Source organism: Paraburkholderia sp. EB58 (assembly GCF_050436665.1).
Lineage (GTDB): Bacteria > Pseudomonadota > Gammaproteobacteria > Burkholderiales > Burkholderiaceae > Paraburkholderia.
This window is the reverse complement of the sequence record NZ_JBNDMQ010000046.1, coordinates 39143-65537: the sequence shown is the minus strand read 5'-3', so window position 1 is coordinate 65537 and position 26395 is coordinate 39143. Positions and strand designations below refer to the sequence as shown.

Annotated in this window: 15 protein-coding genes and 2 pseudogenes; 7 read left to right on the top strand and 10 right to left on the bottom strand. The window is 58.3% G+C overall.

Going from position 1 to position 26395, the window contains the following annotated elements; genetic code table 11:
• Positions 1–319 precede the first annotated feature (319 nt).
• Positions 320–2518, bottom strand: coding sequence for a hypothetical protein (locus tag P3T40_RS39390; protein WP_429273093.1), 2199 nt, complete (start codon positions 2516–2518; stop codon positions 320–322).
• 340 nt (positions 2519–2858) lie between these two features.
• Here P3T40_RS39390 and P3T40_RS39385 point away from each other — a divergent pair, with 340 nt between their 5' ends.
• On the top strand, positions 2859–3998 hold the full coding sequence (locus P3T40_RS39385; RefSeq protein WP_429273092.1) for a glycosyltransferase family 4 protein: 1140 nt from the start codon (positions 2859–2861) through the stop codon (positions 3996–3998).
• A gap of 188 nt (positions 3999–4186) precedes the next feature.
• Here the strand turns inward: P3T40_RS39385 and P3T40_RS39380 are convergent, their stop codons facing one another.
• Positions 4187–5236 (bottom strand): GNAT family N-acetyltransferase, encoded by a 1050-nt coding sequence (locus P3T40_RS39380; RefSeq protein ID WP_429273091.1) that lies wholly within the window; start codon positions 5234–5236, stop codon positions 4187–4189.
• Positions 5237–5792: 556 nt separating this feature from the next.
• Between P3T40_RS39380 and P3T40_RS39375 the strand changes: the two genes are divergently transcribed.
• Entirely contained in the window at positions 5793–6965 is a 1173-nt protein-coding gene (locus P3T40_RS39375; protein ID WP_429273090.1) for a GNAT family N-acetyltransferase, read from the top strand.
• Between the two features lie 59 nt (positions 6966–7024).
• Here the strand turns inward: P3T40_RS39375 and P3T40_RS39370 are convergent, their stop codons facing one another.
• The gene (locus tag P3T40_RS39370) at positions 7025–9352 is read right to left on the bottom strand and encodes a polysaccharide biosynthesis tyrosine autokinase (RefSeq protein ID WP_429273089.1); all 2328 of its coding nucleotides are present in this window, start codon (positions 9350–9352) and stop codon (positions 7025–7027) included.
• A 33-nt stretch (positions 9353–9385) separates the two neighbouring features.
• Entirely contained in the window at positions 9386–10696 is a 1311-nt protein-coding gene (locus P3T40_RS39365; RefSeq protein WP_429273088.1) for a polysaccharide biosynthesis/export family protein, read from the bottom strand.
• A gap of 1291 nt (positions 10697–11987) precedes the next feature.
• On the opposite strand from P3T40_RS39365, the gene P3T40_RS39360 reads away from it, so the two are divergent.
• Complete coding sequence (locus P3T40_RS39360) at positions 11988–13268, top strand: O-antigen ligase family protein (protein ID WP_429273087.1); 1281 nt, start codon at positions 11988–11990, stop codon at positions 13266–13268.
• A 330-nt stretch (positions 13269–13598) separates the two neighbouring features.
• Here the strand turns inward: P3T40_RS39360 and P3T40_RS39355 are convergent, their stop codons facing one another.
• The 5 genes and pseudogenes from P3T40_RS39355 to P3T40_RS39335 all read right to left on the bottom strand — a co-directional run bounded on the left by P3T40_RS39355 (position 13599) and on the right by P3T40_RS39335 (position 20234).
• The gene (locus P3T40_RS39355) at positions 13599–15059 is read right to left on the bottom strand and encodes a flippase (RefSeq protein WP_429273086.1); all 1461 of its coding nucleotides are present in this window, start codon (positions 15057–15059) and stop codon (positions 13599–13601) included.
• 312 nt (positions 15060–15371) lie between these two features.
• Positions 15372–16637, bottom strand: a complete 1266-nt coding sequence (locus P3T40_RS39350; protein ID WP_429273085.1) for a glycosyltransferase family 4 protein — start codon at positions 16635–16637, stop codon at positions 15372–15374.
• Positions 16638–16830: 193 nt separating this feature from the next.
• Positions 16831–17967, bottom strand: a complete 1137-nt coding sequence (locus P3T40_RS39345; protein WP_429273084.1) for a glycosyltransferase family 4 protein — start codon at positions 17965–17967, stop codon at positions 16831–16833.
• A gap of 658 nt (positions 17968–18625) precedes the next feature.
• Positions 18626–18814: pseudogene (locus tag P3T40_RS39340) on the bottom strand (IS30 family transposase); the annotation flags it as partial.
• A 195-nt stretch (positions 18815–19009) separates the two neighbouring features.
• A pseudogene (locus P3T40_RS39335) lies at positions 19010–20234 on the bottom strand (ISL3 family transposase).
• A 220-nt stretch (positions 20235–20454) separates the two neighbouring features.
• Here P3T40_RS39335 and P3T40_RS39330 point away from each other — a divergent pair.
• The 4 genes from P3T40_RS39330 (at position 20455) to P3T40_RS39315 (ending at position 23586) form a co-directional block, all read left to right on the top strand.
• Entirely contained in the window at positions 20455–20634 is a 180-nt protein-coding gene (locus P3T40_RS39330; RefSeq protein WP_429273083.1) for a hypothetical protein, read from the top strand.
• A gap of 81 nt (positions 20635–20715) precedes the next feature.
• Positions 20716–20916: a hypothetical protein gene (locus tag P3T40_RS39325; protein WP_429273082.1), complete on the top strand. Its 201-nt coding sequence runs from the start codon at positions 20716–20718 to the stop codon at positions 20914–20916.
• A 579-nt stretch (positions 20917–21495) separates the two neighbouring features.
• Positions 21496–22626 (top strand): glycosyltransferase, encoded by a 1131-nt coding sequence (locus P3T40_RS39320; protein ID WP_429273081.1) that lies wholly within the window; start codon positions 21496–21498, stop codon positions 22624–22626.
• A gap of 36 nt (positions 22627–22662) precedes the next feature.
• Complete coding sequence (locus P3T40_RS39315; RefSeq protein WP_429273080.1) at positions 22663–23586, top strand: class I SAM-dependent methyltransferase; 924 nt, start codon at positions 22663–22665, stop codon at positions 23584–23586.
• 58 nt (positions 23587–23644) lie between these two features.
• Here P3T40_RS39315 and P3T40_RS39310 read toward each other — a convergent pair whose 3' ends face one another.
• Complete coding sequence (locus P3T40_RS39310) at positions 23645–26344, bottom strand: GMC oxidoreductase (protein WP_429273079.1); 2700 nt, start codon at positions 26342–26344, stop codon at positions 23645–23647.
• Positions 26345–26395 lie beyond the last annotated feature (51 nt).

Here is a 26395-nt window from a genome sequence, read left to right as displayed (position 1 = left end):
GCATCGACCCCGTCTGTTCCCAGTAGCCAACCCCTTCGTCTCGAAAATCTCTCGGCGCTTCAACAGGTTAGATCGGGCGCCGTGTCAAACTTCGGGCTAGGGCGACGGCAGCCTGCATCGCTACTCGCTTGATCCTCATGGGTGTGTGGCGCGATCCGCCGCAGCCACCGAATTGAAGAAACAGACGCGCTCAGCTGCCCCGATTGGGGGCATGCGGGCTTCGTTGTATAACGCGGTCACCGAGCAAGCTGTTGCTCTGCCGACGCATGATCTGCTGACGCAGACGTTGACGCAGTTCTGTTTGCAGCGGGCTTGATGCTCAAGGCTTCCAACGGTACATGATGACTTTGCCGCGCGCATCTTCTTCGACGAACACGAGGTACTCGCCGTCGGCCTGCCGGAAAGCGGTAACGCCGTTGGGCACGTCGACCATGCCAGAGGTGCGGCCCACCTCCGGTCCCGGCCTGATCACGCCGAGCTCGTGACCCGTTGCGTTGTCGAACACGTGTACGTTTGCCGCGGGTTCCACGGTGAAGATGTAGTTGCCTTCCACGATCACGCCCACGGTCGTGCCGGCAAAAGGTTTTTGACCCGTATCCCACGGCAGACTGATCGAATAGCGCTGCCGCAGTTTCGTCGACCAGTGGTCGTAGCGAACCAGGCGCCGTCCCGCCTCTTTCCAGAGCGCCGGGTCGAAGGGCTCGCTTGCGGTATATCCGGTGAGATACATCGTGTCCGACGCCGCGTCATATACGGCTCTACGCAATTCAGTGAATGGCGCGGGCATGGCATAAACCATCATGTTCGCGTAGCTGTAGACGGGGTTGCCAAGCTTGTCGACTCCACCATAGCGCAGCCGGTAGATGCCCTTCGTATCGGTCGTGCGCCAGATATCCCCTGTGGCATCCACCCACCAGCCCCAGCCGCCGGCAAACTGCATGCCGCTCGAATTAACCTCAAATTCGTTAGACTCGAAGCGGCCGTTACCGTTGTCGTCGTGCCAGATCCACTCTCCATTCGCAGGACGATTCGGGATCTTCACGACATCCTGCGTTCTCCCAGCGACTAATACAGAAGGCGTCGCCAGTTCGCCGTTGCGTTTTGGATCGAAGCGATAGATCTTCAGGTGGTCCGAATACATGTCCGTCAGATACAGGAACGTGCGGCCGTCGAGCTTGCGTGCAATCGGCAGGCCCGGCCATTGATCAACGTGAAAAACCGGATCCTCGGGATATTTGAAGCGCCCCGAGAGGAAGCCCGCATAGGTCCACTGATGCCCAGGTGGTTTCGTGAGATCCAGTTCGAAGCGCTTGTTGCCCGTATAGACGCTGTTCGGACGCGCAGGATCCATCCACGCGCCATCGACGAAAAGCAGGCCCTGCACCTGCCACAATCGGTTGCCATCGGGCCCGTAGCCTTCGAGCGTCCCACCAAGTCCGGCACCGGGGCCATCGGAATGAACGCCAACGCCGTTGGTCGACACATAGATGTTGCCGGCCGCATCCGCTGCGACGCCTGTCAGGCCGTTGAAGCGTTGTGAACCCGGCTTGCCGGGCACGCCTGCAAAAATCCCGCCGCGCTCGCCAAGGGTTGCAGTCTCACGATAAGCGCCTGCGTCGAACGTGAAGATCAGCACCTGCTGCCGTGGCCCGTTATCCGCCACCAGCAAGCGGCCCCGCGCGTCGAGCGCCAGGTCCTGCGGCTGCGTGTCACGCTGTAGCGCGGGAGCGTCGGCGATCACTACGCCAGCCGCCGTGTAGTGCGCAATCCGCGGCCTGGCGCCGAGACTATCGATCACCGCCCACAAGCTTCCGTCCTTGGCAAGCGCAATACGCCCGGGCTGCCGTGCATCCCACTTGCCTTTCTGCCGCATAGACTCGGCGTCGTATACTTCGATGCGGTCGCGGGCGGTATTTGCTACATACAACGATGCATCACTCGCCGCCAGCCCGCCAACGTCCTGCTGCGAATCGACCGGCGAATCGTTGATCATGAGAAAGCCCGCATAGGGCTTCGCGTGGGGATCATCACTGGCCGCCAAATTAGGGCGAAACGATACGATCGTTTTCGGATCGTCGAGTGCACGCCGCGAAACACCGTACCACTGCCGCCCAGCTGGAGGCCAAACTCCCAGCTTCGACAGATGTCCATCCTCGTTCCCCACCGTCGTGGCAATGAACAGATAGCGCTTGTTCAGCGCGATTGCATTGCCCCCACCGCTTCCCCAGCCATGCGTATTACCGGCGTTACCCAGCACCCTACCATTCTGGAACAGGCTCACCTCAGCACCGCTTTCGTCCCACGGAGTGTCGGTGAACACCCGACCATCCGGCGCAGCGGCTATAGCGGTGATATTGATTGGCACCCAAGTATCATTGCCGAAACCATACGTGTTGCCAATCCACGATGTGCTTGCTGGCAGCTCCGGCACCGGCGTCGCAATTGCGCAACTTGCCGCGATAACGCCAGCGCTAGTGGCTAAAAATAAAATTGATACCAGAGTCGGAAAGCGACGCAAAGTGTGCCCCTGTTCGATACAAGCGTTTATCGGATAATTCGTTATCCTACCCATCTCCGCAGGTCCGCATGCCGTAGCTGCCACCGACCCGTTGATTAGTGACGATGACTTGAACTGGACGGCTTGTGGCGCGCCAGCTGTCGCCGGAGACCGGTCAGTTGGGTTTTTCGACCGTTCGCTCTTTAGAGCGGCGTCACAAAAACTGCTGACTGCCTATTGTTTTTTTGCTAATCTGGAAGCAGGAAAGTATCAAAAATAAGAGATCGTACCCAATTAGTTTAAATCAGACCAACGACTTGGGACTAGCTAGATGAGAATATTATTTTCTATCCATCATCACATGGATAAAAATGCAGGCGCACCAGGGGCAACTGCGAGGATAGCCGAAGCCATGACCAGGCGGGGACACATTACTCAGGTCTTCTCTTTTAGCGACAGTAGCGGTTGGTCTAGGCAGAGGCTGGAAGGAATACGCTTTCCGTGGCAAGTATTCGTGCATGTGGCGCGCCACCCTGAATTCGATGTCCTGGACCTTTCATCAGGAGACGGCTGGATCATCGCTCTCCTGAAAAAATTGGGCTGGCGAAGTCACCAGATTGTGGTTACCCGGAGCCATGGCCTTGAACATGTCATGCACGACAAGTTGCTCGACGGTTGCCGGAACGGGACGCAGAAGAAGTCGTGGAAATATCCGATCTATAACGGCGGATTCCGACTCTGGGAATGCAAGACCTCGTTTCAGATGGCCGACGCATCGCTGTTGTTGAACCAGTACGACATGAGCTATGCCATATCCAAACTACGGGTGAAACGCGAGCGAGCGCATCTTATTCAAAACGGCATTGACAGTATCTTTCTGGAAACGGCAATCGAGAACGCAAAAATTGCTGAAATGGAAATATCCGTACGTCGAAATATCGCCTTTATCGGCACATACATCCACCGAAAAGGGATCAGAGCTTTAAAGCCAGCGGCGATCCGAATCCTGGAAAGGTATCCAGACGTCAATCTCGGTTTTTTCGGAATAGGACCGCGCCTCGACGATGTACTGAGTGATTACCCTACTCATCTTCATCAACGGCTCCAAATAGCTCAAACTTTCGAAAACTCCGAGCTGCCAAGCCTTTTAAAAAACTATTCGATTCTGGCATTTCCTTCCATCAGTGAAGGCTTTTCGGTGGTCGGGCTTGAAGCGATGGCCTGCGGTCTGGTTCCCGTCTCCAGCAAGATTCCGGGACCGACCGAATATATAGTCCATGATCACAACGGTCTGGTGGTGCAGCCCGAGGACAGTGAAGATCTCCATGACGCCATCTGTCGTCTGCTAGAAGATCCGCATTTATGGAATCGACTGAGGCGAAACGCAATAGCTACCGCGATCAATTTTTCCTGGGACAGGATCGCGGCAGCACAGGAATGCATATATGAAACGGTAATGCAACGCAAACGCGGTTCCAAATTCGGACACAAGGCGCAATAGCCCCTATACAAGACGGCTCAGCGGTTTCCGGCCATGGCGGCTTCATAAGCCAAATCCCGAGCGAAACTTCCGAGTCATACGGACGCGGTCTGCCGGTTATCACAGCTTTATCCGGCACGACCGGATGTAACAGCATCCTCGTAACGGCTGAATCGGCCGGCAAACGTCAACGTTCCCGGCGGCCAAGTTTATTCTGGACTGCTCAACACCGCGCGCGCCCCGCGCAGCACGGTGCGGAGCGCCGCGTAATCGCGCCTTGTCCTCCAGACCTCGAAGCGTTGCACCAACTCTCCGCCAAAGCCGCCTAGAAATTCGAGGATGCCGGCGTTCGATACACCGTCAAAATCGAAGACCAGATTACGCTCCCGAGCCGCACGCATGGCGTGCCAAAGTAACAGGCTGACCGCACCGCCATGCGCATCGATTCTTCGCGAAGACAACAGGTAATAGACAATACTGTTGTCCCAGACCAGCGCGGTCGCCGCAGCCAACGAGCCGTCTTCGCCGTAAGCACCCAGCAACACTCCGGCCTTGCGCCGGACCACCTCCATAAGCACTCGCCGCATGGTGGCCGAGCCGTATTCATTGGTCCGTTTGCGCGTCGTGAGATTGGAATCGTAGAAATCCACGAATACGTCCGCGTCCGGAATCTCCTGTACCGTCAATCGCTCGGCGGCCCGGCGAATCCAGTTGCGTGTGTTGCGGCGCAGCCCTGTCCAGACATCGCTTTCGTCCGTTCCAGGACTCATCTTTAGTGTGTAGCTTACCGATACATTGAAGCCTTGCAAAGAGAATGCGATTGCTTCCGCTTCGGAGATACGCGGATCCATCATCTGATGAAAGCTAGCGCAGTGCTGGATCTGCGACGTCAGTTCCTTGGCGACGCTCAGCCGGTGACACCATTCCTGCTCGCCTGCACCCTTGGGTTTCGGCTTTATGACGGGGCCAAGCGTTCGAGTTAAAGGCGGCAGCATGGAAACTTGCCAAGGTCCCTTCTTCTTAAGCGTATAAGGCATTTCTCCAATCACTTCATCGCCATTTTTCACTAAGGCCAGCTCCCAGTCTCCCCCCGTTGCGGCATCCAGCCACCAATGCTCGTGAAACACCGAGCGCTCGATCAAGCCTATGGAAGCGGGAGGTTTCGCCACCGCCTCGGTGCGGGGCTTGGCAGCACTCTTGCCTTTTTTCGGCGAGCGCATGACCGGCGGGGAGAGTGTTGAGTCACTTTCGTTGACCATTCGCTCTGGAGTCTCTCGAATACGGGAAAGCGCCGCGGAGCCCGTGATTTACCGCGGGTCCGGCACCCATTCGTTTATTCAGGATCGAAAACGTTTATTTTGCACAATGGACCGAGGCATCAAACGTATCGCGCGGTTGAATTCTTAACTAAGTTCATTGATTTGTAATCTATCGGGCAAGTTTTGGCCACCGGAAATCTTGCTTCAAAAATAAGGATTATTCATGCGCTAGTCTGTTCGAAATCCCACACACCGCAAAAAACCGCCCTTAGGTCTGGGCAAGAACATCGAGTTGCCTGCCTGAAGCTGCTGGTCGCACGATAGCGTTGCGCAAATGATATGGTACGTGCACATTATCCTTGCGACGCTTGGCTTTGCGTCAAGTTCACGTTTATGTTGTTATCTTGGATCAAACTTGATCTGCCCCGTGCTACGCCGGCCACAAATGACCGGTTCAGACTCAAGTCAGTAGAAAGACATTCAACGTGAGACGAGCAAACTCCATCCACCGGCAAGAACGCCGATGAAGCAATGGAATCCCTTGGAGACAGACTGTATGAAGGTCGAGACTATTCAACTAGAAGTAGTTACTACTCCCGTCGCGTTTCATGCATTGAACCGCGAATGGGAAGACCTTTGGCACCGGGCGAACGGTCGGCATCATCAGGCCTTTCGCGTTTGCTGGCTGTGCTGGCTGCACGCCGCCAAGCCGCACGGCAAAAAATTGCGCTGCATTGTCCTGCGTGAAGAGGGGCGGCTGGTGCTCGTGTGGCCACTTGTCAGTGCCAGGAAGTTGCTCTGGACGAGTCTTCTGCCGCTCGGTCCCGAAGCGACCGAATACACGAGCATGCTTGTGGAAGGCGGACCGTCCGCCCCTGCCCTAATCGCCCAGGCTTGGCAAGCAGCGCACCAGTGTTGCGGGGCGGATTTCATCCATTTACCTTACGTAAGCGCCAACTCGGATCTGCACCGTCTAGCGTCGAGTCACCCCCACGTGATGGCTGCCGACCAACATTCTTGCGCGGTGGCGAAACTCAGCGAGGTACCGGACTGGGACAAGTTCTGCGCCTCGCTCGGGACTTTGGCTGGAAGAAAGCCCGGGGCACTCCAGCGGCGCCTTTCCAAGGAGGGCAAGCTCGAAGCGCGTTTTCTCGGACCGGACGAGCCCGATGAGATCGCGAAGATGATCGACTGGTTGCTCGCCCACAAGCGTGAGTGGGCACTTCGTGTGAACAAAAAAGGAGAATGGCTGTATTCGTCGTCGTACCGGGACTTCCTCATTGACTTGCTCAGCCAGAATGACGGCAAGATTCTCGCGCATCTCTTCGTAGTCGCTCTGGACGGAGCGCCAATCGCGGTCTCGGTATGCGGCGTGGGCAAGACTTGCGCGATCGGCATCATCGCCAGCTTCGATGCCAATTACTATAAATTCGCGCCCGGATCCGTCGCGATCGAGCACTGGGTCAAATGGGCCTTCGAGCATCGTCTCGATTTCGACCTAGGCATCGGTTCGGAAAGATTCAAAAGCTATTGGAGCCGGAACAATATCTCGGTCGTATGGAGCTTGCACATTGCGAACACGCGCTGGGGCCTGCTCGCGCTCCAGGCCAACGACTTGCGTCGCGCGCTCGCCAAATGGGGAGCGCAGTGGCGTGGTGCACTCAGCGGCAGACGCGTGCGCGATTCAAGACCGGCTCAGCCCGATCTGGGTGAAGACCGCGTCGCCTGATCAGCGCTGAACCCGGCAACGCCGTGGCCACAGTCGTGTAACAACACGGCCGGCCTTGCCTAATTCCTGTCGCGCGAAAGCGGATCGCTCGAATAGGTGTGAGCGTAAGCATATCCGTAGCCGCTCTTGCGGCTACCGCCCCTGGTCGGCATGGCGTTCAGTACGGTCCCGACCACACGCGCCCTCGCCTGCCGCAGTTTCTTCATCGCGTCGGCGATATTCTGTTCGGAATGGACGCCGGCGCGCAAGCTGAGGACGGCAGACCCCGCCAGACTCGCAATCACGGCCGCATCGGGCACGGCAAGCAGCGGCGGTGTATCGACGATGATCAGGTCGAACTGCTTCTCAAGCGCCTGCAGCAATAAGGCAAAGCGCGAAGAAGTGAGGATTTCTGAAGGATTGGGCGGGTAAGCTCCCGGACCAATGAAGTGCAGGCCCTGGACACCGGTCTCGGCCGCGGCGATCGAGAGATCGGTTTGACCCATGAGCAATTCTGTCAGGCCACCATCCCGCGAGTGCCCGAAATACTGAGTCAGGCGGCCACGTCGAAGGTCCGCATCGATGAGCAGCACGCGCTTGCCCGATTCCGCCAATAGCGCAGCGAGATTAGCCGACAAGAAGCTCTTGCCATCGAAGGGGGCCGGGCTCGTGATTGCGATCACCCGGTTCGGCGCGTCCATGAGCGCGAACTGTAGCGTTGCACGGACTCCCCGAAGTTCTTCGATGGATGGATCGAACGGATGCGCGGTGGAGAGCAGCGGTTGCATGACAATCCGTGCGGGCGCAAGGACGCTGGCTCGCTCAAGCGCGGCGGCAGACGGTCCGTTGATCAGGGGTCGGCGCTTTAAAAACCGCGACGGTGGATCGGCGCGCCGGTTCCGGTCCATCCGGGCTTGTTCCGCGCTGAACGGGACCGCGCCGAACACGGGAAGATTGAAGCGCCGTTCCACCCGTTCGGGGTCACTGACGCCGACAAAATACGAGTCGCGCGCGAAGGCGAAAGCCACGCCCGCAATAATCCCGAGCAGGCTGCCCGCGGCAATGATCAGTGGTCCTTTAGGCCTGATCGGCGTGGAAGGTGGGAGTGCCCTGTCGACAATGTGCACGTTGCCCACCGTACCGGCACGGCTTATTGACAGCTCTTGCGTCTTGTTGAGCAAAGCGACATAGACTTCAGCATTGACCTTAGCTTCCCGTTCCAAGGACACCGCCTGGCGCTCGGAAGCCGGCAAGGTCCCGAACTGGTTCTCGAATCGCGATTTCTCGACCCCGAGCGCCGCGAGCTGCGCGTCTATGGATCGAACCTCATCGGCGCTGCCGGTAAAGCGCTGCAACAACTGGACACGTTGCATGCGTAATGCCGCAATCTGGCGTTCGTAATCGAGACCACCAGACAAATAAGTCTGTGCCTCCTGCGTGGGCTGAAATGAACCGGCCGTCTTCTGGTAATCCGCCAAAGCTGTTTCGCTGGCGCGCAACTCGTCGCGCACCCGTGGCAATTCAGCGTTCAGAAAAGTCAGCATTCGATTCGCTTCTTCCTGGGCACGCTCGGTACGTTGCTTCAAATATGAAGCAGCCACGGCATTGACGACTTCCGTAACGAAGAACGGTTTATTGCCGCTATACGCGATCTGCACGAGGCCCGTGTCCTTACCTCTCTCGCTCACCTGCAAGCCGACCGCGAAATTCACGCTGGCCTGGAGTTGTGACGCACGGGTAACATAGAACTCGGTCCCCGGACGCGCGACCAGTTGGCTCACCAGCACATTGACGCCGTTGTCCTTCGCCGCCAGGCCGGCCCGCCCCTGCAACAACTCGTTCCCCTGCGGATCGAACAGCGCAAACCGGCACTGTCCGAGCGAGCGCAGTGTCAGACGCTGGTCCTCCAGCGAGGCGGGGACCGTCAACGAATCGACTTTGAACAGTTCACCGCCCCAGGCATAGGAATCCAGACCAAGCAGCGCGGGCTGTGGACGACCCTCGCTGGCGAACCACGCGCTGATTCGCCCGAGGACTGGAATGACATGGGGAGCGGTCGAGATATTCAGCTTGAATTGTTCAATGACCGGATCGATCACCACGCGGCTCTTGATGATCTCTACCTCCGCGTCGGCGTAGAGCAAGCCCGCACTTGGCAACACGGCCGAGGACGACGCCTGGTTGCTATTAGGCGCGTTAGGGTTCGGCGTGTCGAGTTGGACCAGGGCGTCGGCTAGATAGACCGGTGTAGCAAGCTTTGCATAGAGGACGGCCATAAGCGACATACTGATTGCAATAGTCAGCACCCACCAGATCTGACCGGCAATCATTCGGAACAGATCGCGCAGCACGTATTCTTCGTCTTTAGCTCGCACGGTCGAAATCTCGGGCATTTCATAAGCACTCATGTTGCACTCCGGGCGTGGCGGATGGCACAAATCCTAGCGGGTCGTTTGTACGGTGTAGAAGAGAGTCTGGATGGTCGGCGATATCTGGTCGAGCACGCGATTGAAGCGGGCCGAACTGGCAACCTGGACGTAGACCACGTCGCGGGGACGCAACTCGAACTGTGTCATCAGCATCAGCGCGTCCACTTGCGTCATGTCCAGCCTGTACACGTCAAGGTCGAGCGGGAAGGCGGCCGGAGCCGTGCCGGAGGCTGCCGCCGGAGCGGCCGTCTTCGTCATGCGGGGTTGCGCGAATTGCTGATCCGAGCCCCGTATCACATAGACCAGGCGAGGATCGGCGGTTTTCGGATCGATGCTGTTCGCATTGGCCAGCGCATCGGCGAGCGTCAGGCGACCCCGAATCATCGGTACGATTTGCGGCTTCACCAGTTCACCGAGCAGGAATACGCGGCTCTTGCTGCGATCCGGCACGTCGACGATGTCGTCGTCGCGCAGCAGCACGTTTTGCTGGATCTCGCCGCGATCGAGCAATGCCGCGACGTCCACACGGTAGCGCTGACCGTCGCGCGTGACGCCCACGTTCTGCAGGTCCGCATCGGCATTCGCCCCGCCGGCGCGATTGATCGCGTCGACGATGGACAAGGGGACGTCGGTGACCGGTTGCGCCATAGGCAGCTTGACGTCACCGGTAACCTGCACCTGCTTGCTGTAAAAACCGGTCACACGGACATCGAGTTGCGGGTTGCGAATGGTCTTGGCAAGAGACGTTGTCAATTTCTCCTGCACTTCCTGTGCGGTATCTCCAATAACATGTACCCGACCGACACGCGGAAAAAAGATGGTGCCGTCGTTGGCCACACGCACCGTCACGCCGCCCACCTGCGCGCCACTCGCGGCGGCGCCGGCGGCGTTGGCCTGTGCACTGCCCGCAGCCGCGCCAGAATCGCCGCCGGGTGGCGCCACGGGCAACGGCGGCATGCCCCCTGTGCCCGTGCTGAGCGCGATGCCGTTCGAACTGAACTCAGGATGATCCCAGACGGTAACGCTTATCTGGTCATTCACGCCTATCTGATAAGCGTAGAGCTTGCGCGTGTTCTTGTTGAGGCACGTGAGCGGGCAGGTGCTTTCCAGAGATCCGATGTTCGGCCTGGGGTTATGTTCGAAATAGGTCGAGTCAATGGGCTGCACGTGATAAATCACTTTGCCCTGCTCAGCACTTTCCGCCGACGGCATCTGGTCCAGGCGATCGGTGTCGAGGTAAGGTCCCGGTGCCAGCGCGCAACCACTAAGAGATGCAATGAGAGACGCGCCGGCCAGCAAGGACACAAGCAGTTTAATGTTCATATAAGTTGCTCTCACGGATCGTAAACGCCCAATTTCTGCAGCGCTATTTCCCTGGAACAGCGGGGTTCGTGGGAGGGGCCGCATTCGGGTCACACTGGTACGACTTTTCTTTCCACATTTGCATTGCACCGCTAATCTGATGTCAGGCGACGCTCGTTTGTGCCTGTTGCTGGTATCCGCCAGGAAAGAACCGTCGTCCCCCGGAAAATCCGGATCTCCTGCAGGCTGATAAATGGACAGAGAAAACGAGCCGAGGCCGCCGCTCGACTACACACTCCAGCGCTTCCACCCATCCCGGTAAGTGCGTTTGCGAACATTGCGCCTTGGATTGCTTAAATTAGCCAGTGCGATGACTTGTCCGCTGGTCCGGAATGCGATCGATTTGATATACCCAGCTTTTTTCCTGAACGAAATTCGTTAGCTTCCGTCAGGCTCGCGGAGCATTTGGCACGGTCGACCGTATCCTTTAGCATATCTGAGCAATGTATCGACTAAATAAAGGCTCATGCGTGCGCGAGTACACGTTCGCGGCGAGATGGTGCACCCGGTCAGGGATTGCGAGTGGAACATGGCGAGGAGACAACCCGACGCCGTCGAACTCCAACGATCAGGCAAATGAGCGTCCGGACGCCAGGACTCCCCTCGTCCCTTGCGCTAGCAATGCATAGGACGATTGGCGAGCCTTGGTGCGATCGCGAACAGAGCGATGGAATTTGGGAATATAAAGTGGTGCCAGCGTCGACGGCCGGTTGCCAAGGCCGGTTCGCCGCTGAAAAGGCCCGGTCAAATCATCGGGTTCCGAACAAAGCCCCGCAGTACGTCGCATTGACTCATCTGGCACCACGGACCGCTCCAACCAGGACCGAGGGGCTATTGCCGTGCCCCGGAGGCACGCAAAGCCAACCTTACTTTTCCGGATCTTATGATGTCAGGTGTTTCGACCACAAGTTCTGGGAACGACCGCATCGAAACATGGAAGACGCCATGGACGGCGCAACGCGAAAAGGCCCAGAACGCCCGCACAACGGACGAACCGGTGCTGTCTGAGTCCATGCGTACCGCCCCGGCATCGATGAACGCGAAGCGGCTCGAATTACGTCGTCGTCGCCGGCTGATGTATGCACCCGCGGCGTTTGCCGGATTTACGCTACTGCTGATCGCCTCGCATCAAGGTAGAGTGCTTGAACTGTTTTTCCCCGCCGGAGCACTAGCGGTGGCCAGTCTGCTCTACAAGCGCTCGCCCGCTCATTACCTGTCGTTCGTCTATTGGCTATATTTCCTGACGCCGGAAGTGCGGCGCCTGTCGGATTATTTCAACGGCACTTTCAACGAACGCAGCCTGATCATGCTTGCGCCGGTGATGGCGGCGGCACTGTGCAGCATGAACCTTCTAACGCATTTCCCGGTGCTCTTGCAGCGGCGCGCCATTCCTCTTACCTTGATCATGCTCGGCATCCTTTACGGCTATGTCATCGGCATGGTCGGCACAGGCATCGCGGCCGCTACCTTTGAATTGATATCCTGGCTGTTTCCGGTTCTGATCGGCTTTCACGTTCTCGTCAACTGGCGGCAATATCCAGATTATTACCGCACCATGCTCAAAACCTTCATCTTCGGCGGTCTGGTGATCGCAAGCTACGGCGTAGTGCAATACGTCAACCCGCCGGCCTGGGACGCATTCTGGCTGCTTCATTCAGGCATGAAGTCGGAGGGCGTACCGTTGCCATTCAGCATGAGAGTGGCGAGCACCATGAATTCGTCTGGCCCGTTCGCGAGCACCATGATGGTATGCCTGCTGATGAACCGGGCGGCACGCAACAAGGTGTCCCTGCTGGTGAGCGTCGTGGCCGTGCCCGCGTTCATTGGCACGATGGTGCGCGCGGCCTTCGGTGGTCTGCTGGTCGGTCTCCTTTACCTGTTCATCATGGCCGAGAACCGCAGCCGGCTGCGGCTGGCCGGGGGCCTTGCGGCGATTGTGCTGCTCTGCTCCCCGGTCGCGATGGTCGACAATATCTCGCAACAAGCGACGACGCGACTGGCGACCATCACTCAACTCAAAACGGATAATAGCTATCAGGCCCGCGCCGAGATTTACCAATATTTCCTATCCGAAATGACAACCAACATCGCGGGACGCGGACTGGGTGCGGTCGGCCTCGGCTCGAAGCTGTCCGATGATTCGGACCATGTGGTCGACTTCGACAGCGGCTTGATGGAAGTGCCATACGTGCTTGGGTGGCCCGGAACACTGCTGTATGTGGGAGGGCTGCTGATGCTCGTCTACCGTACCCTCGTCGCGAACATGTCGAACAAGCCCGACGGCTTCGCCCTAGCCAATGCCGCCGGGGCATTTGGCATCCTGTCGATGATGGTCTTCGCGCACACGCTGCTCGGCGCGTCGGGCATGTTCTTCTTTGTCGGAATGCTATTGCCGCTGGCGGAACGGCGCTATGTCCGTGAAATGCAGCGAGCGGTTCCGGCGGTTGCCCGTGAGCGGTTCCAGCCGCACAGCGCGCCGGCCGCAACAGTGGAGCAACTAAATATTGCGTCGCCGGTGATCCACGGTGGCTGAATGCTCAGATATCCATAGCAATCCAGCTCGAGAATCCCTTGAACAGTTAGACCCGCGCTGCAAGGGGTGGAACTTTCTTCGCGAACACATAATCAGCTGCTCCGTCATGGAGCCGGTGAGTACCGTCGTGCCCGTGTCCGCATCCGAAGCGGATCTGTCGAATTGATCTGATGGACGTCATTTGCCGCAGCCGCTGATGTCTCGTGGCCCGGTGACGGAAGTCGCAAGCGTATAACGGAATTCGGCGCTAGCGAAGTTCGGGGCCGCAGCCGGGTGTCTGCAACTCAACGGTATGGGCTGCAGCGTCCCTCCAGGAGGTTGTGGCCCCGTTCAGCTCATGCCGGGCAGGAACCTTCGGCAAATCCGGGCCGCGACGTCGCGTAATTCGCTCGAATCCCAGAAGGACCAGATGAGATTGCCAACGATCAGCAGCAACCCAATCGCGGCCATGCGCGGTAAGGAGTCCATGGAGTCGGAGCAGATCGTGGCGATGACCAGGAAAACCAGATGCCCGGCCATGTTGCGCACTATCGGCTGCGGCTTGAGTTTTGAGAAATAGAGAAAACCCACGTAGTCGAAAAAGGATTTGGCGACCACAGCCATGCCCACGCCCAGCATTCCGTACCACCGGATGCCAAGCCACAGCGCGAGCGCGAATATCGGCAAGCCGACCCACCCGACGAGGGCCACATGCGCCGGATTCGCCTTCGCCTGAATTAGGAGGCTGATGATCCTGGACTGTCCGACCAGCCACACCCCGGTCACCAGGATGCGTCCAACCGGCGCCGATTGATGGGCCATTTCGTGCCCAAGCCAGATGTTCAGAAACGGCGTGAGCGCGAACAGCGTGATCACGACGCAAGGCGTGAGCACGCAGTTCAGGAACGCGAGCGCTTGATGTGCTATTTCATCGGCGTGATCGCTCGCGGCGGCGGACAGGCGCGGAAAAAGAGTCCTTAGCATGGCCGTCGGCAACAGGTCCAGGCGCGTGATCAAATTTTGCGGCGTAGCGTAGTACGCCACATATCTGGCGCCCAGCATCGAGCCGATGACCACCCGATCCAGCGATGTGGATATCGCGCTCGCACCGGTATAAAGCAATAGCCAGCGTCCATATCTGAACAGTTCGTTGATCAGCGGCCATTCGGGTTTCGAGACGCGCTTGATGCCGATCGCACGGCAAGTGCCGTAACCAAGCAGGAGCGCGGCGGCTAGGCGCGCGATGACAGCCGCGGGAACCACCACGGCGAGAGACGGGGAGATCAGGTAGAGCGCGGCGAGCGGGAGCAACTGGAACAGGAACGTCCCAATGGTCTGGTTGACATTGAACAGCGTGAACTTCTCCATACCATTGATGGCACCACTGAATACCCATGACATATTCGCGACCGGTACGGCGATCGCAATCCAAGGCAAGGCCTTGAGCACCTCATGCTGGAACACCGGCTCGATAGCAGCGATATGCTCGATGTAGACGTATGCGCCAACCCAGATCAATGCCGCGCCGATCAGGCCCGTCGCTACATTCAGGAAAAACGCGCTCCAGAAGATGCGCTGTATCGTACCGTCTGTGGAATGACGCGCTTTTGCGATGTGATTTTCGGTTGCGGTCGAAATGCCAAGATCGAGTACGCTGAAGTAGCCGATCAGCGCCCAAACCAGATTGATCACGCCATATCGGTCGACTCCCATGCCGTGAATGTAGGCCGGCACCGTAACAAGCGATACGAACACGGGCAGGATAAGTCCGGTGAAATTGATTGCAACGTTCTTCAGAAGGCTTTTTTCCATCAAGCGAAGGACCGGTTACCGAACTTGTGCGGGATACGACAGAGGATTGCGCGTCGGCTTGCCGCGATACGAACGGACTTGCAGGCAAAATGACGAGGCATCATACTCCCAATGTACCAGTTGTTTTATTAGATTAAAACGGCTGCATTTTAGAATATGTACGCCGGCGAACGCTGTGCCCGGCGGTCTTCACGCGTTGCTTTCCTGTTAGGCGTCCGACGGCGTAGCATGCGCCGTGCGAGACATGCGCCGAGCGAACGGGCTCGGCGAAGACGGCACTGCTGGCGCTCCGTTGGCAGGTTCGCGTCGAGCTCAAGGGTGGGGCTTGATTTTGTTTTGGCCGCTTTCCGGCCTATTTGTCGACTGCGCAAGCGTTTCGTCGCGGCGCGCTCGGGATCCCGGCCACGCCATGTCGGAAAACGCGCTCGTCATCTGTCTGAGATATCGGTCTATGGAGAACTGCTGGCCCACGTCGGTAAGGCCTTGAGCTGCGAGTCTTGCGCAGAGCTCGGGCGAGCGCCGCAGGCTATCGATCGCTTCGGCGAGCCTTGCTGGATCGTCGGGTTCGACTATCCAGCCGTTCTGGAGGTGCCGAATGATTTCGCGGACCGCGCCGCCATTCGTGGCGATCACCGGCCTTCCCGCAGCCATCGCTTCGATGATGACGAGTCCGAACGGTTCGGGACGAATGGAGGCATGTACGATAAGGTCCATTGCCCTCATCCAGGATCCGACATCTTGCTGGAAACCCACGAAATGCACCCGGTTCGAAATGCCAAGCTTCTCGGCTTGCACGCGCAAACCTTTCGCATATTCAATCTCGCCAAAAAGCGCATCGCCGACCAGCACGAGACGCGCATTCGTTACGCGTGCGATCGCGTCGAGTCCGATATGCTGACCCTTCCATGGTGTCAAGCGTCCGAACAGGCCTACGAGGAATGCATCGGAGGGAAGTCCGGGCAACTCCCGCAGCTTTGCCAGCGCGCTCTTCGCTTGCGCCGCGTCTCCACGAAAGCGGGCGACGTCCACGCCGTTGTGTACGACCGGGACAGCGCTACGCGGCAGGCCGGTGAGTGCGATAAGCGCGTCGGCGGAAGCCTGCGAGTTCGCGATTACATGATCTATGCCAATTGCCACCGCCCATTTGATGAAAAGAAGATGTACCCGACTGAAGTGATCGCGCGAGACGATGTCATGGACATGCCAGACCGTGGGCTTGCGATGCAGTGCCCGGCCAAGAGCGCCCAGGATCAACGCCTTCTGTGTATTCAGGAACACGATATCGAATGACTTCGCACGGTGCGCGATCCTGCGGACCTGACGCGAAATTCCAGGCAGCGCGGCGAGCGCCGCCAACCTGAACCGGTCTTTCTTGATGGCTAACACACGCGGGTCCATGTCGACCGACACTTGCACGCCAGCCTCTTCAAGCTGTTCGCGGAACGGGCCGTCTGAAAGCAACAGCACTTCACTGCGTCGCATGCATCGGACGGCGAGCGGCAGCAGGCAGACTTCGGCGCCACCGATCTGGCCGCTTTGATCGATGAAGAGAATGCGCGGCTCTCCATGCGTCTGCATCGACGAAAGAGCGCTCGTGCGTTCTTCTACAGCCTCGCGAACGCCAGAAGCGATTTCATCCCTGCCCCTGTCAAGCGACAAGCCTGGAGTTGATTTCGGTGGTATTGACAAAGAAGTCTCCCATGGACTCGTACAAGCTGGCGGGAATTCTGAGCGTTGAACGACCCGCAATAGTCATCCACATCGCTGTGTACTAGCTGTGTGCTAACGTCTCGGCGCGGAAAACCGCAAGACGTACGTCAACGAACGCGTTCAACGATGCCTTGAAGTGCTCGACAGCAAAGCGCTCTGCGTTTTGCCGGCAATGCAGCGGATTGAACAGGCGGGAATTTCGCTCGAAGATGTCGACGGCTTCGAGTAAAGACTCGACCGTTTGCTCGCGGAAAAATATGCCCGTCGGACGTTCCGCGGAAGGACCGGCGACAGACTCGAGCGCACCGCCTTTTCCAAAGGCGATGACGGGCGTTCCACACGCCTGTGCCTCGACGATCGATATGCCGAAATCTTCTTCCGCTGCAAACACGAACGCGCGCGCCCTCTGCAGGTGATCGAGCAAGACCTCGAATGACTGATAGCCCATTATCTTCACATTGGGTCCCGCGACGGCCAGGATCTTACGCATGTCGGGTCCGTCGCCTATCACAACGAGCCGCCGCTCCGTGGTCCTGGAGAATGCCTTGACGATCAGGTCGATCCGCTTGTAAGGCACCATGCGCGACGCGGTGAGGTAAAAGTCGTCTTTGGCCGCGTGCAGCGTCAGCCCGGCCAGGTCAACGGGAGGATATATGACGGTCGCATCACGTCCGTAGATCTTCTTGATTCGACGCGCAACGAAGCGCGAGTTGCAGAGTAGATGGTCAACACCATTTGCCGAACGTGCGTCCCAACTCCGAATGTAATGCAACAACACCCGAGCCAACGCGGATTTGAACCCGGAGACCAGCCTCGCTTCCCGGAGGTACTGATGCTGCAGGTCCCAGGCGTAGCGAATTGGCGAATGCACATAGCTGATGTGTAGCTGATCCGGACCGATCAGAACGCCCTTTGCCACTGCATGGGAACTGGAAATGATGAGGTCGTAAGCCGCGAGATCGATCTGTTCGATGGCGAGTGGCATCAGTGGCAAGTAGCTCCGGTAGCGCGTGCGCGCGAACGGTAGCCGCTGAATGAACGAGGCGTAAACCGGCCGGCCCCGTACGCAGGCGCGGTCCTCGAGGAAATCCACGAGCGTATATATATCTGCCTGAGGAAAGCAATCGACAATCTGCTGCAGCACCTTTTCAGCACCGCCCGATACCACGAGCCAGTCGTGAACAATGGCAACTTTCATACGCTCCTCATACATCTGACGGAGGGTGCAGGATGAACTTCCAGAAACGCATTTAAAGCAAGGTCTTTTGGTATAACCGATGCATAGAATCAACACACGACAGGACTCGGCGCACGCCGATGTCGATCGAGTCGACGCGCCATCGAGATCGGTCCGTCAGGCAGCGAGGATCGCGTTGCGCTTCGCAAGCTCCAGACGATGTGCGAACTTTTTTGCAACCGCATATCGCGAACTTTTCGACAATTACATTATTTGAACTTTTGGACAACTACATAATCGAAGCTTTTTTACTACCACATAGTGCGAATTTTTGTACAATTGCATTAAGCAAACTTTTGGACAACTACATAATTAAAACTTTCGACAACCACATAACGCGAACTTTTGTACGACTGCATTATGCGAACTTTTGGACAACTACATAATTAAAACTTTCGACAACCACATAACGCGAACTTTTGTACGACTGCATTATGCGAACTTTTGGATAACTATATAATTCGTAATTTTTGACAACCACATAGTGCGAACTTTTGGATAACTGCAGATCAGTTCCGATACTGCATGGACCAATTATCTGGAACTGTACGCCGGGACACATACAGCCGGTTTGCGACTCTTTTCATGGGCAGTTTCAAATGTGAGGCGCAACAGCAGGTTAATGAACGGCAGCTGAAGTTATCGAAGCGGTTGCGAGCGTACGTTCGAACATCTCGAATGGCGAATGAAATGCATGCGTGACACGCGGTCGGCTGTTCAGGCTGCAGGCAATGGCATCGAATTCGTCTTGGTTGTAGACCGAGAGGTCGGTGCCTTTCGGCAAGTACCGACGCAGCAGTCTGGCGGTGGCGTGAATGCTGGAGCCCGGCTGCTTCATGCTTTCAATCTTCATGCGTTCTTCAGGCTGCAGTTCTTGGTAAGTTCTTTTTTGCATCGGCACACCTTACACGAGCAGGGTATTGCACTTCAAATTTGATCGCGCCATAAGTAATTTTAAGCATGATTTAAGTGGCTCTTTCAAAAATGCAGTGGGTAATGCGGCTCACGAGGCATGCGGATTGAAGGCCGAGAAGTCGAGCTTGCCGGCGATGAGGAACAGCACGGTTCGCATGGTTTTGAAGCTGGCGTATCCGCGCGCCTTGCGCTTGGCCGCTTGAAACAGGCCGTTGATCGCTTCAATGAAGCCGTTGGTCTGGCGCGTCTGGGCCCACGCGACGATGCCGTCGAAGTGTCGGCGAATCAATCGCGCGACGTCCTTCATCGGTTCAACCTTGGAACGCATGACGCCGGTACACCACCGGCGCAACATCCTGGAGAGCACATGGATCTGCTTTGCGATCGAGAATCTCGCGCAGTTGCTCGCGGTACATCCAGGCACGGGCGGTGCGGTTGGTGGTGTACTGGCTGATCAGTGCCTCGAGATCGGTCAGCTGCGCGAGGTTCAGCTTGTCTGCATCCTTGAGCAACGACCAGCGCATGCCCTTCAGTGCGGGATCGTTCTTCTGCTGCTCGCGGCGCACACCATCGAGGGCTTTGGACGCATGCGCAATGACGTGAAACTTGTCGAACGTCACGCGCGCATCGGGCAGATGCTCGTCCACGCCCTTGATGAAGGCGGGCGACATGTCGATGCTGACCGATTTGATCTGCGCAGGCGTTGCGTTGTGTTGCTCCAGGTGACTGGCAAAGCGTTCGACAACGCCGGCATCCTTGCCTGGCGTGACGAAGACCACGCGCCTGCCGTCCATGTCGGCGACCAGCGAGACATAGTCGTGGCCCCGTCGGCACGAGGTTTCGTCAATGGCCACCGCGGTGAGCTCGGACAAGTCAGTCGCGGCCATGGCCAGATCCACGTAACGATCACAGATGGCCTTCACGCGATGCCACGACAGGTTCACCAGACGAGCCACCGCCGCAAATGTCATCTCCCGGCACAGCGTCAGCACGAGCGCTTCAAACAGCAGCGTAAAGCCATCCAGCTTGCCCATCCAGTCAGGCTCCACGAGCCGCACCGTGCCGTCCGGCAGGCGTACACGCGGCACGCGCACCTCCAGATAACAGTCGAATTGGAAAAAGTTAAGGTGCCGCAGCCGTTTGATGACCGTGTCGTGCACCGGGTGTTCGCCCGGTACCCCGGGATAGGCAAACCGGCTGCCCGCGACAAAGTCCACGGCAATCGTCAGCTCCGTGCCGAAATCGACACCTTGCACATACCACGGTGCCTTGATTCCCAAGGCGGCTTCAAACAGCTGAGTTTGGTTCGTCATAGTTCGCTTAGTCTTGCAGGGCTGATTGCCGCATTCTGCCGCAACCAGCCCTGCATCAGCTTACTTCCCCTACACGCGTCAAGCGTTCGCTTCGCCGGGCTTGCGCCCGCGCTTGACCCGGCAGTACACCCACTCGAAATTCGAAAGAGGCATTTAAGTGTTCCTAGTAAATCTGTTTGGATTTGGCTAACGTGGCAGCATCTTGAAGCTGGGGTAGCGGATGAAGTGCATGGTAGGCCTGAGCGAAGTCGAGGAAATCACATTGCAGCAGCTTTCGATCAATCATAGGCACGGGGACACATGTACGCGCGCAGCGGGCCTGTTACAGCTTGGGCTCAAGGTCAAGCCGAAGGTCATCGCGGAGCAGCTTGGCGTCAGTGACCCGTCGGTCTACAACTGAGCTCGCGCATGGCGCGACGGCGGCGTATGCGTCCTCATGGGCGGCCATAACGGGTGCCGGCCACGAGCCCTTTCTGAAGCGATGGTCGCCACGGCGTTGGAAATAGCCCGTGCCGAACCCGTTGCCCTTGGCCAGGTTTCGCAAGACGTGGAAGAGATTCGTGGCGAGGCGCTGCCGTGTCGCATCGAAACGCCCGGCGAAGCTCTCAAGCGCGAAAACTTCTCGTTCAACCGCAACTGCTACCCTTTGAAAAAGAGCGTGACGAAGAGGCGTTCGCCGTGAAGCAGGCCACACTCGACAAACTTCAGGTCACCGCCCGCGACGGGCAGCAATGCCGCCTGTTCTACCTGGACAAAGCGGGCATTTGCGCAGCACCACTGGTTCAGCGCAGCTGGTCACCACGCGGCTTGCCCCCATGCCGTTGACCCAACACCCACCGCAGGCGCTCGATCATCGGCGCGCTCGACTTCGGCGGGATTGCGCTGATCCATGGTTCGCACAAGCGCGCTGTCAAGGCACTTCACGTCGTCGAGTTCATCGAAGCGCTGCTCAGCAGGTCGACGGCGAACCCGACGTGATCGTGCGCGATAACGCGAGCATCCATCATCAGGCTGCGGCAGCATTGAAATCGGAATGGGGCGTCAGGTCTTCACATAGATGCGATGCCGCCACCGAGGGGGTGGCGGAATCAGGCAACAGCGCGTTATGTGGCCTCGCCAACACTCAAATTGAGAAAGTGCCGAAATACTTTTAGCCAGTTCTCAAGTATCAGTACCCTGTATCTCCGGATGTACAGAGTGCGCGCACAGGATTGGGCAAAACTTTGGGTGACCTATGATATCGGAAGGTTTTTCGTCTGACATGGCAACCGACATTGCGACACGGCCACGAACCAACGTTCATGTTCATCTTTACTACGGCGTCGATCCGAGCCAGTATCGACAGGGCGAGAACGCGGGATGTCTATATGGCTACCACTACGCCGAATCGGACTCCATGGCGCTGACGTTTTCCAAGGATCACCCGGAAGGGCAGATCCTCAAGAAGTTTCGACGCGGCCTGAAGGCCCTCTTCGGCTGCGATCTCATTCATACGTTTAGAAACCGCGCCGCCATTCTTGACGCCGATGTGATCTGGACGCATACGGAGCGGGAGTACCTCTCCGTTGCCCTGCTGTTGATGCTTACCCGTCGACCTGACAAGCCACTCCTTCTCGCACAGACCGTATGGCTGCTGGATGTGTGGAAGTCGCTAAGCCTGTTCAAGCGGGTCGTTTTCAAAAAACTCATACGCCGGGCTAACCTGCTGACCACCCTGGCCTATGACAATGCGGCGCTGGCACTGAAGTTTTGGGGCCGCGAAGCGACCGTGGTGCTTTATGGCATAAACACAGACGACTTTCCCTTGAACGCCGTGCCTGACTGGCGCCCACACGAACCCTTGCGCATCGCTACTATCGGTAATGATCGGGACCGCGACTGGGACACGTTCATGGCTGCGTTCGCGCACGACGAGCGCTTTCAGGCCAGGTTGGCGACGCGCCGAAAGGTCCGGCGCCCGGCCCGGTCCGGAAACATCAGGGTTGCGCCGGTGTTCGGACTCGCAGAGCAACGCGAGCTATACGACTGGGCTGACGTAATCGTTGTCCCGTTGCATCCCAACCATCATGCATCGGGCATTACGGTCGTGCTCGAAGCGGTCGCCGCGGGAAAGCCGGTCGTCGCAACCGCCGACGGCGGCCTCTCGGCCTACTTCTGCGACTCGAGCATTACCTACGCGCCGCATCAGGATGCTCGCAGTCTGCGCGATACCGTCGTGGCGATGGCCGCTGATCCCACGGGAACCACGGAGCGGATTCGCCGCGCGCAGCATGAACTGGTATCCAAGGACCTGACGACGCGCGGTTTCGCGCGGCAGCACGTCATGCTTACGCATCAGATGATTGAAGCGGTGGCGGCGAGCGAAACCATGGCGCGCCTGACGGGCACATAGCTGCGCCAAGTCGGCCTGCGGACGACGAAGCCCTATTTGAAGGCCCATGATGAGGTGGCTGGCCTGATGGGGCCAACAAACTTTCGACGAATCCGTTTTATGAAAACAATGACTCTGAAAAGCTTTGGGACGCGGATGAAACGCAGTGTAAAGGTGCCTTTGATCGCCATGGTCACGATTTTGCCCGATGGCGTGCAACGCGCGTTGTTCGTTCCCTGGGTTCGCCGCATCGCGGATCGCGTTCCAGTGCTGCGAATCGTCTATACGGGTTGCTACCGCACCCATCCCATCGATCGGCTGCTCGGCACCGACACGGGTGGCATCATACCGCCCGAGCCACTCAACGGAGAGGCGGGCGTGGCGAGCGAGAATCTCCCTTACATGGGCTGCCAGCCAAGCATCGTGCGCAACGCGCTGCGTCAGCTTGGAGACCTGCATGGCTACACTTTCGCCGATATCGGCTGTGGCAAGGGCCGTCCGTTGATCATCGCTACGGAATTCCCTTTTGACGCCGTTCTTGGCTACGAGCTCAACCCGGTCCTGGTGAAAATCGCTAACCAAAACGCGACAATCGTCGCTCGCCGGTTTCCCGAGCGTACCCCGATGCGGGCGTTGGAGGCCAATGCACTCGAACTCGAACTTGCGCCGGGCAAGCTGGTGATATTCCTGTACAACCCGTTCGGCGAGTCTCTCGTCTCGGCGCTGCTGCGCAATCTTGAGAAAGGTCTCAAGACCGGCAGCATCGAGCATCTTTTCATCATCTACTGTCATCCGACTTGCGCGGAGGTATTCGACGCATCATCTGCTCTGGTGCGCTGCGTCACCGGCTCTGTTTCGTACGCGCCAGAGGAGATCGGCTACGGAGCCGAAGACCAGCTCAACCTTTTCATCTGGCAAAGCGTGCCGAGCGCACGGCCAGACCAAATGGCCTCACCGCGGGTATCGGGCCGGCCGAACTGAGGCTTGCCTTGCCTCGCCAAGTCAAGCACCCTCGGATATCCCGCGTCTTCCCGTGGTCTCATCGCTCCTTGGCGAGGCGCTCTTCCGATACGCGTGCCTCTCGCGCGCGCTGCAGGCGCAGTTCTTCAAGCGCGAGCTGATAAGCCTGCCCAATGCCAAAGTGGGGCACATAGCCGACCGCACGCAATTTATCGCATGAGAACCGCATCCGGCCGAGCGGATGGCGCAACGGCAGCGAACGGAACTTCATGAAATCGCGGCACCAGTCCAGGGGCCACGGCATTTTTATCGCGCTGAACCGAGGGTCCCCGGATGCCGTGAATGCCATCCTAAGAAAATCGCCATAAGTGTTGTCCGCGAAATCGTCTTCCGACAGGTTATAGACCCATACGCCCGGCTCCGCATGATCACGCTCCAACGACCGCTCCATGAACCAGACGAATGCATGAGCGACCTCGCGTATGTAGATATGGTGAGCGTGACGATAACCTGCAAGGTTCTTCTTCAACCGGCTCCAGTTTCCGAGCGCGATGAGGTCGGGCACATCAACAACAACCGTCGGCCGCAGGACCACGTATTCGACCGAGCACGCTTCGTCTGCAAGCGCGGCCTCGCCCTGCAACTTGGTACGGCCATAGGTGCGGATATAGTCCTCGGCCCAGTACTCGCTGCGGACATCATGCTGCGCGGTAAGCGTCGGGCTGTCTTCCGTGATGAGACGCTTTCGGCCACTGCCATAAACAGCCACGGAACTCGCATGGCAGAAAACCTTCACTTGCGCACGCTCGCTCGCCTGTGCCAAGGCCCGCGTCGCATCGACGTTTGAACGCTGCATTTTCCCGGTTTCACGCAGTTCGCCGCCCAGATGCAGAACGGCGGCACACCCCGCCACCACAGGACCGAAGTCCAGCGACTGATGGAAGTCGTGCTGGCACCATTCGACGCCAACCAGCCCTTTCATTTCGGCGACGGGCCGGGTCGTGAGCGCACGCACGGCATAACCATGAGCCGACAACTGAGCGATCACATGGCTGCCGATCCGCCCCGAGGCGCCGGTCACCAGCACGCGTGTCTGGTCACGGCAGAGGCCGGCCATTTCAGGCAATGCCACCTTTTCCACGGGAGCATGAGCACATGGCGCGACAACCGTTTCCCGGCTGGCCAGTTCGACCTTAAGGGTATCGGCCAGGCGAATGGCCAGAGCGACGATCATCTGCGTCGGATTGGCGTGGCCGGAGGTGGGAAACACCGAACTGCCCGCCACATACAAGCCATGCACGCCATGCACCTGTCCATGCGCGTCGACAACGCCCTGCTTGGGGTCATCCGCCATACGAGTGGTCCCGGTGGGATGGGCGACATCCTGGAAGCGCTCTGGCAGTGGTCCGTCATTTAGTACCCACTCGTCGAGGACAGGCGGATCGATGCCCATGCGGGAAAATTGTTCACAGACGACCTGGGCCATACGCCGAACCGTGCGTTCCTCTTGCTCGTGAATTCTCCAATCCACGCGTGACAGTCTTTGACCCAGGTAGTCACGCCGATCGGACAGCGTAACCCTGCTCTCCGGGTCCGGCCGCTGCTCGCACATGCAGGTGAGATCGAGTTGATCAAGTTTGCGTGGCAGGCCGTTGCGTTCGACGAAGTAGTCGTTGAGGCCCCGGGCGAACAGACCCGCGTTCGATGCGATCATGGCCGCGTCCTTGCGCCAATCGGCTTCCCCGCGCAGGAAGCGCTTTAATGCGTTCCAAGGATCATCCGGCGTAACGACTTCGCCAAGCCACGCGGAGCAGTTCAAGAGTCCTTCCTTGCGCTGTAGATCGGGGCTCAACCGTACGCCATGGCGAAACAGATGACCGCCGGACGGGTCCTTGACGTTATACAGGCCGAAAAGCTTCTGCAACCGCTCGGAGCCCTTGACGCGAAACGAGGCGACCGTACCGCGAGGATGATCCATCAGGAAGCGGCCGACGAGTCCGTTCTGATTCCCGAGCCCACGCGCCATGGTCTTGTCCGAGCAGAGCAGTATCCGGGCGTTCTCGATCCCGCCCGCACATACGACAACAGCCGAAGCGCGAAGCGTTCGTCTGCCTCCATCCGGGGCTGCGATCTCGACCGACTCGATTGCCGTCCCGCCCGGGTTGGTGCCGAGTTGAAGGACCGTGGCATTGGTGACGAGCGAAACGTTGGGAGCGAGACTTTCCAGCAACTGAGGACCGAAACGCATGTAGTCGTAGCGATTGCTCCGATCGCGGCTGAACTGCCAGAAGAACGGCTCCAGACAGGCCTTGTCCCAATCGAGCCGTGGTGGCTTGCACCCTGCAAGGGCCCAGAGCCCTTCGTCACCGAATCCATTGCCTGGGCCGATCCCAAGGTACGGTGGCGTACGGTCCAGGAATGGCTTCACGTGATCAATGGCGAACGGCCAGCCGGAATGCGGCACCCAGTCGCGACGCTCCAGGTCGATCTCGTCGAAAGGCGCGCAACGGCCGGTCCAGGTATGAGAACTGCCGCCAACAACCCGATTGCGGACGAGCCACTGGTCGAGCACCCGCGGTCGTCCAACGTTCTCTATTTCGTTAAGCGAATCGACATGGGCCTGACGCTCGATATCGCCGCTTTCAAGGACGACGACATCGAAACGCGCTTTGCCTAGCTCCCGAGCAACGGTGGACCCTGCGGGGCCGCTGCCAATGATGCAGATATCGCAATTGAAGCTGTGATCTGGCGGAACTGTCTTGAGGTCGATTTGTGGCATTCCCCCTCCTCCTGATTGGTACTGCGAATCGTGCTGGTGAAGGATTCGATG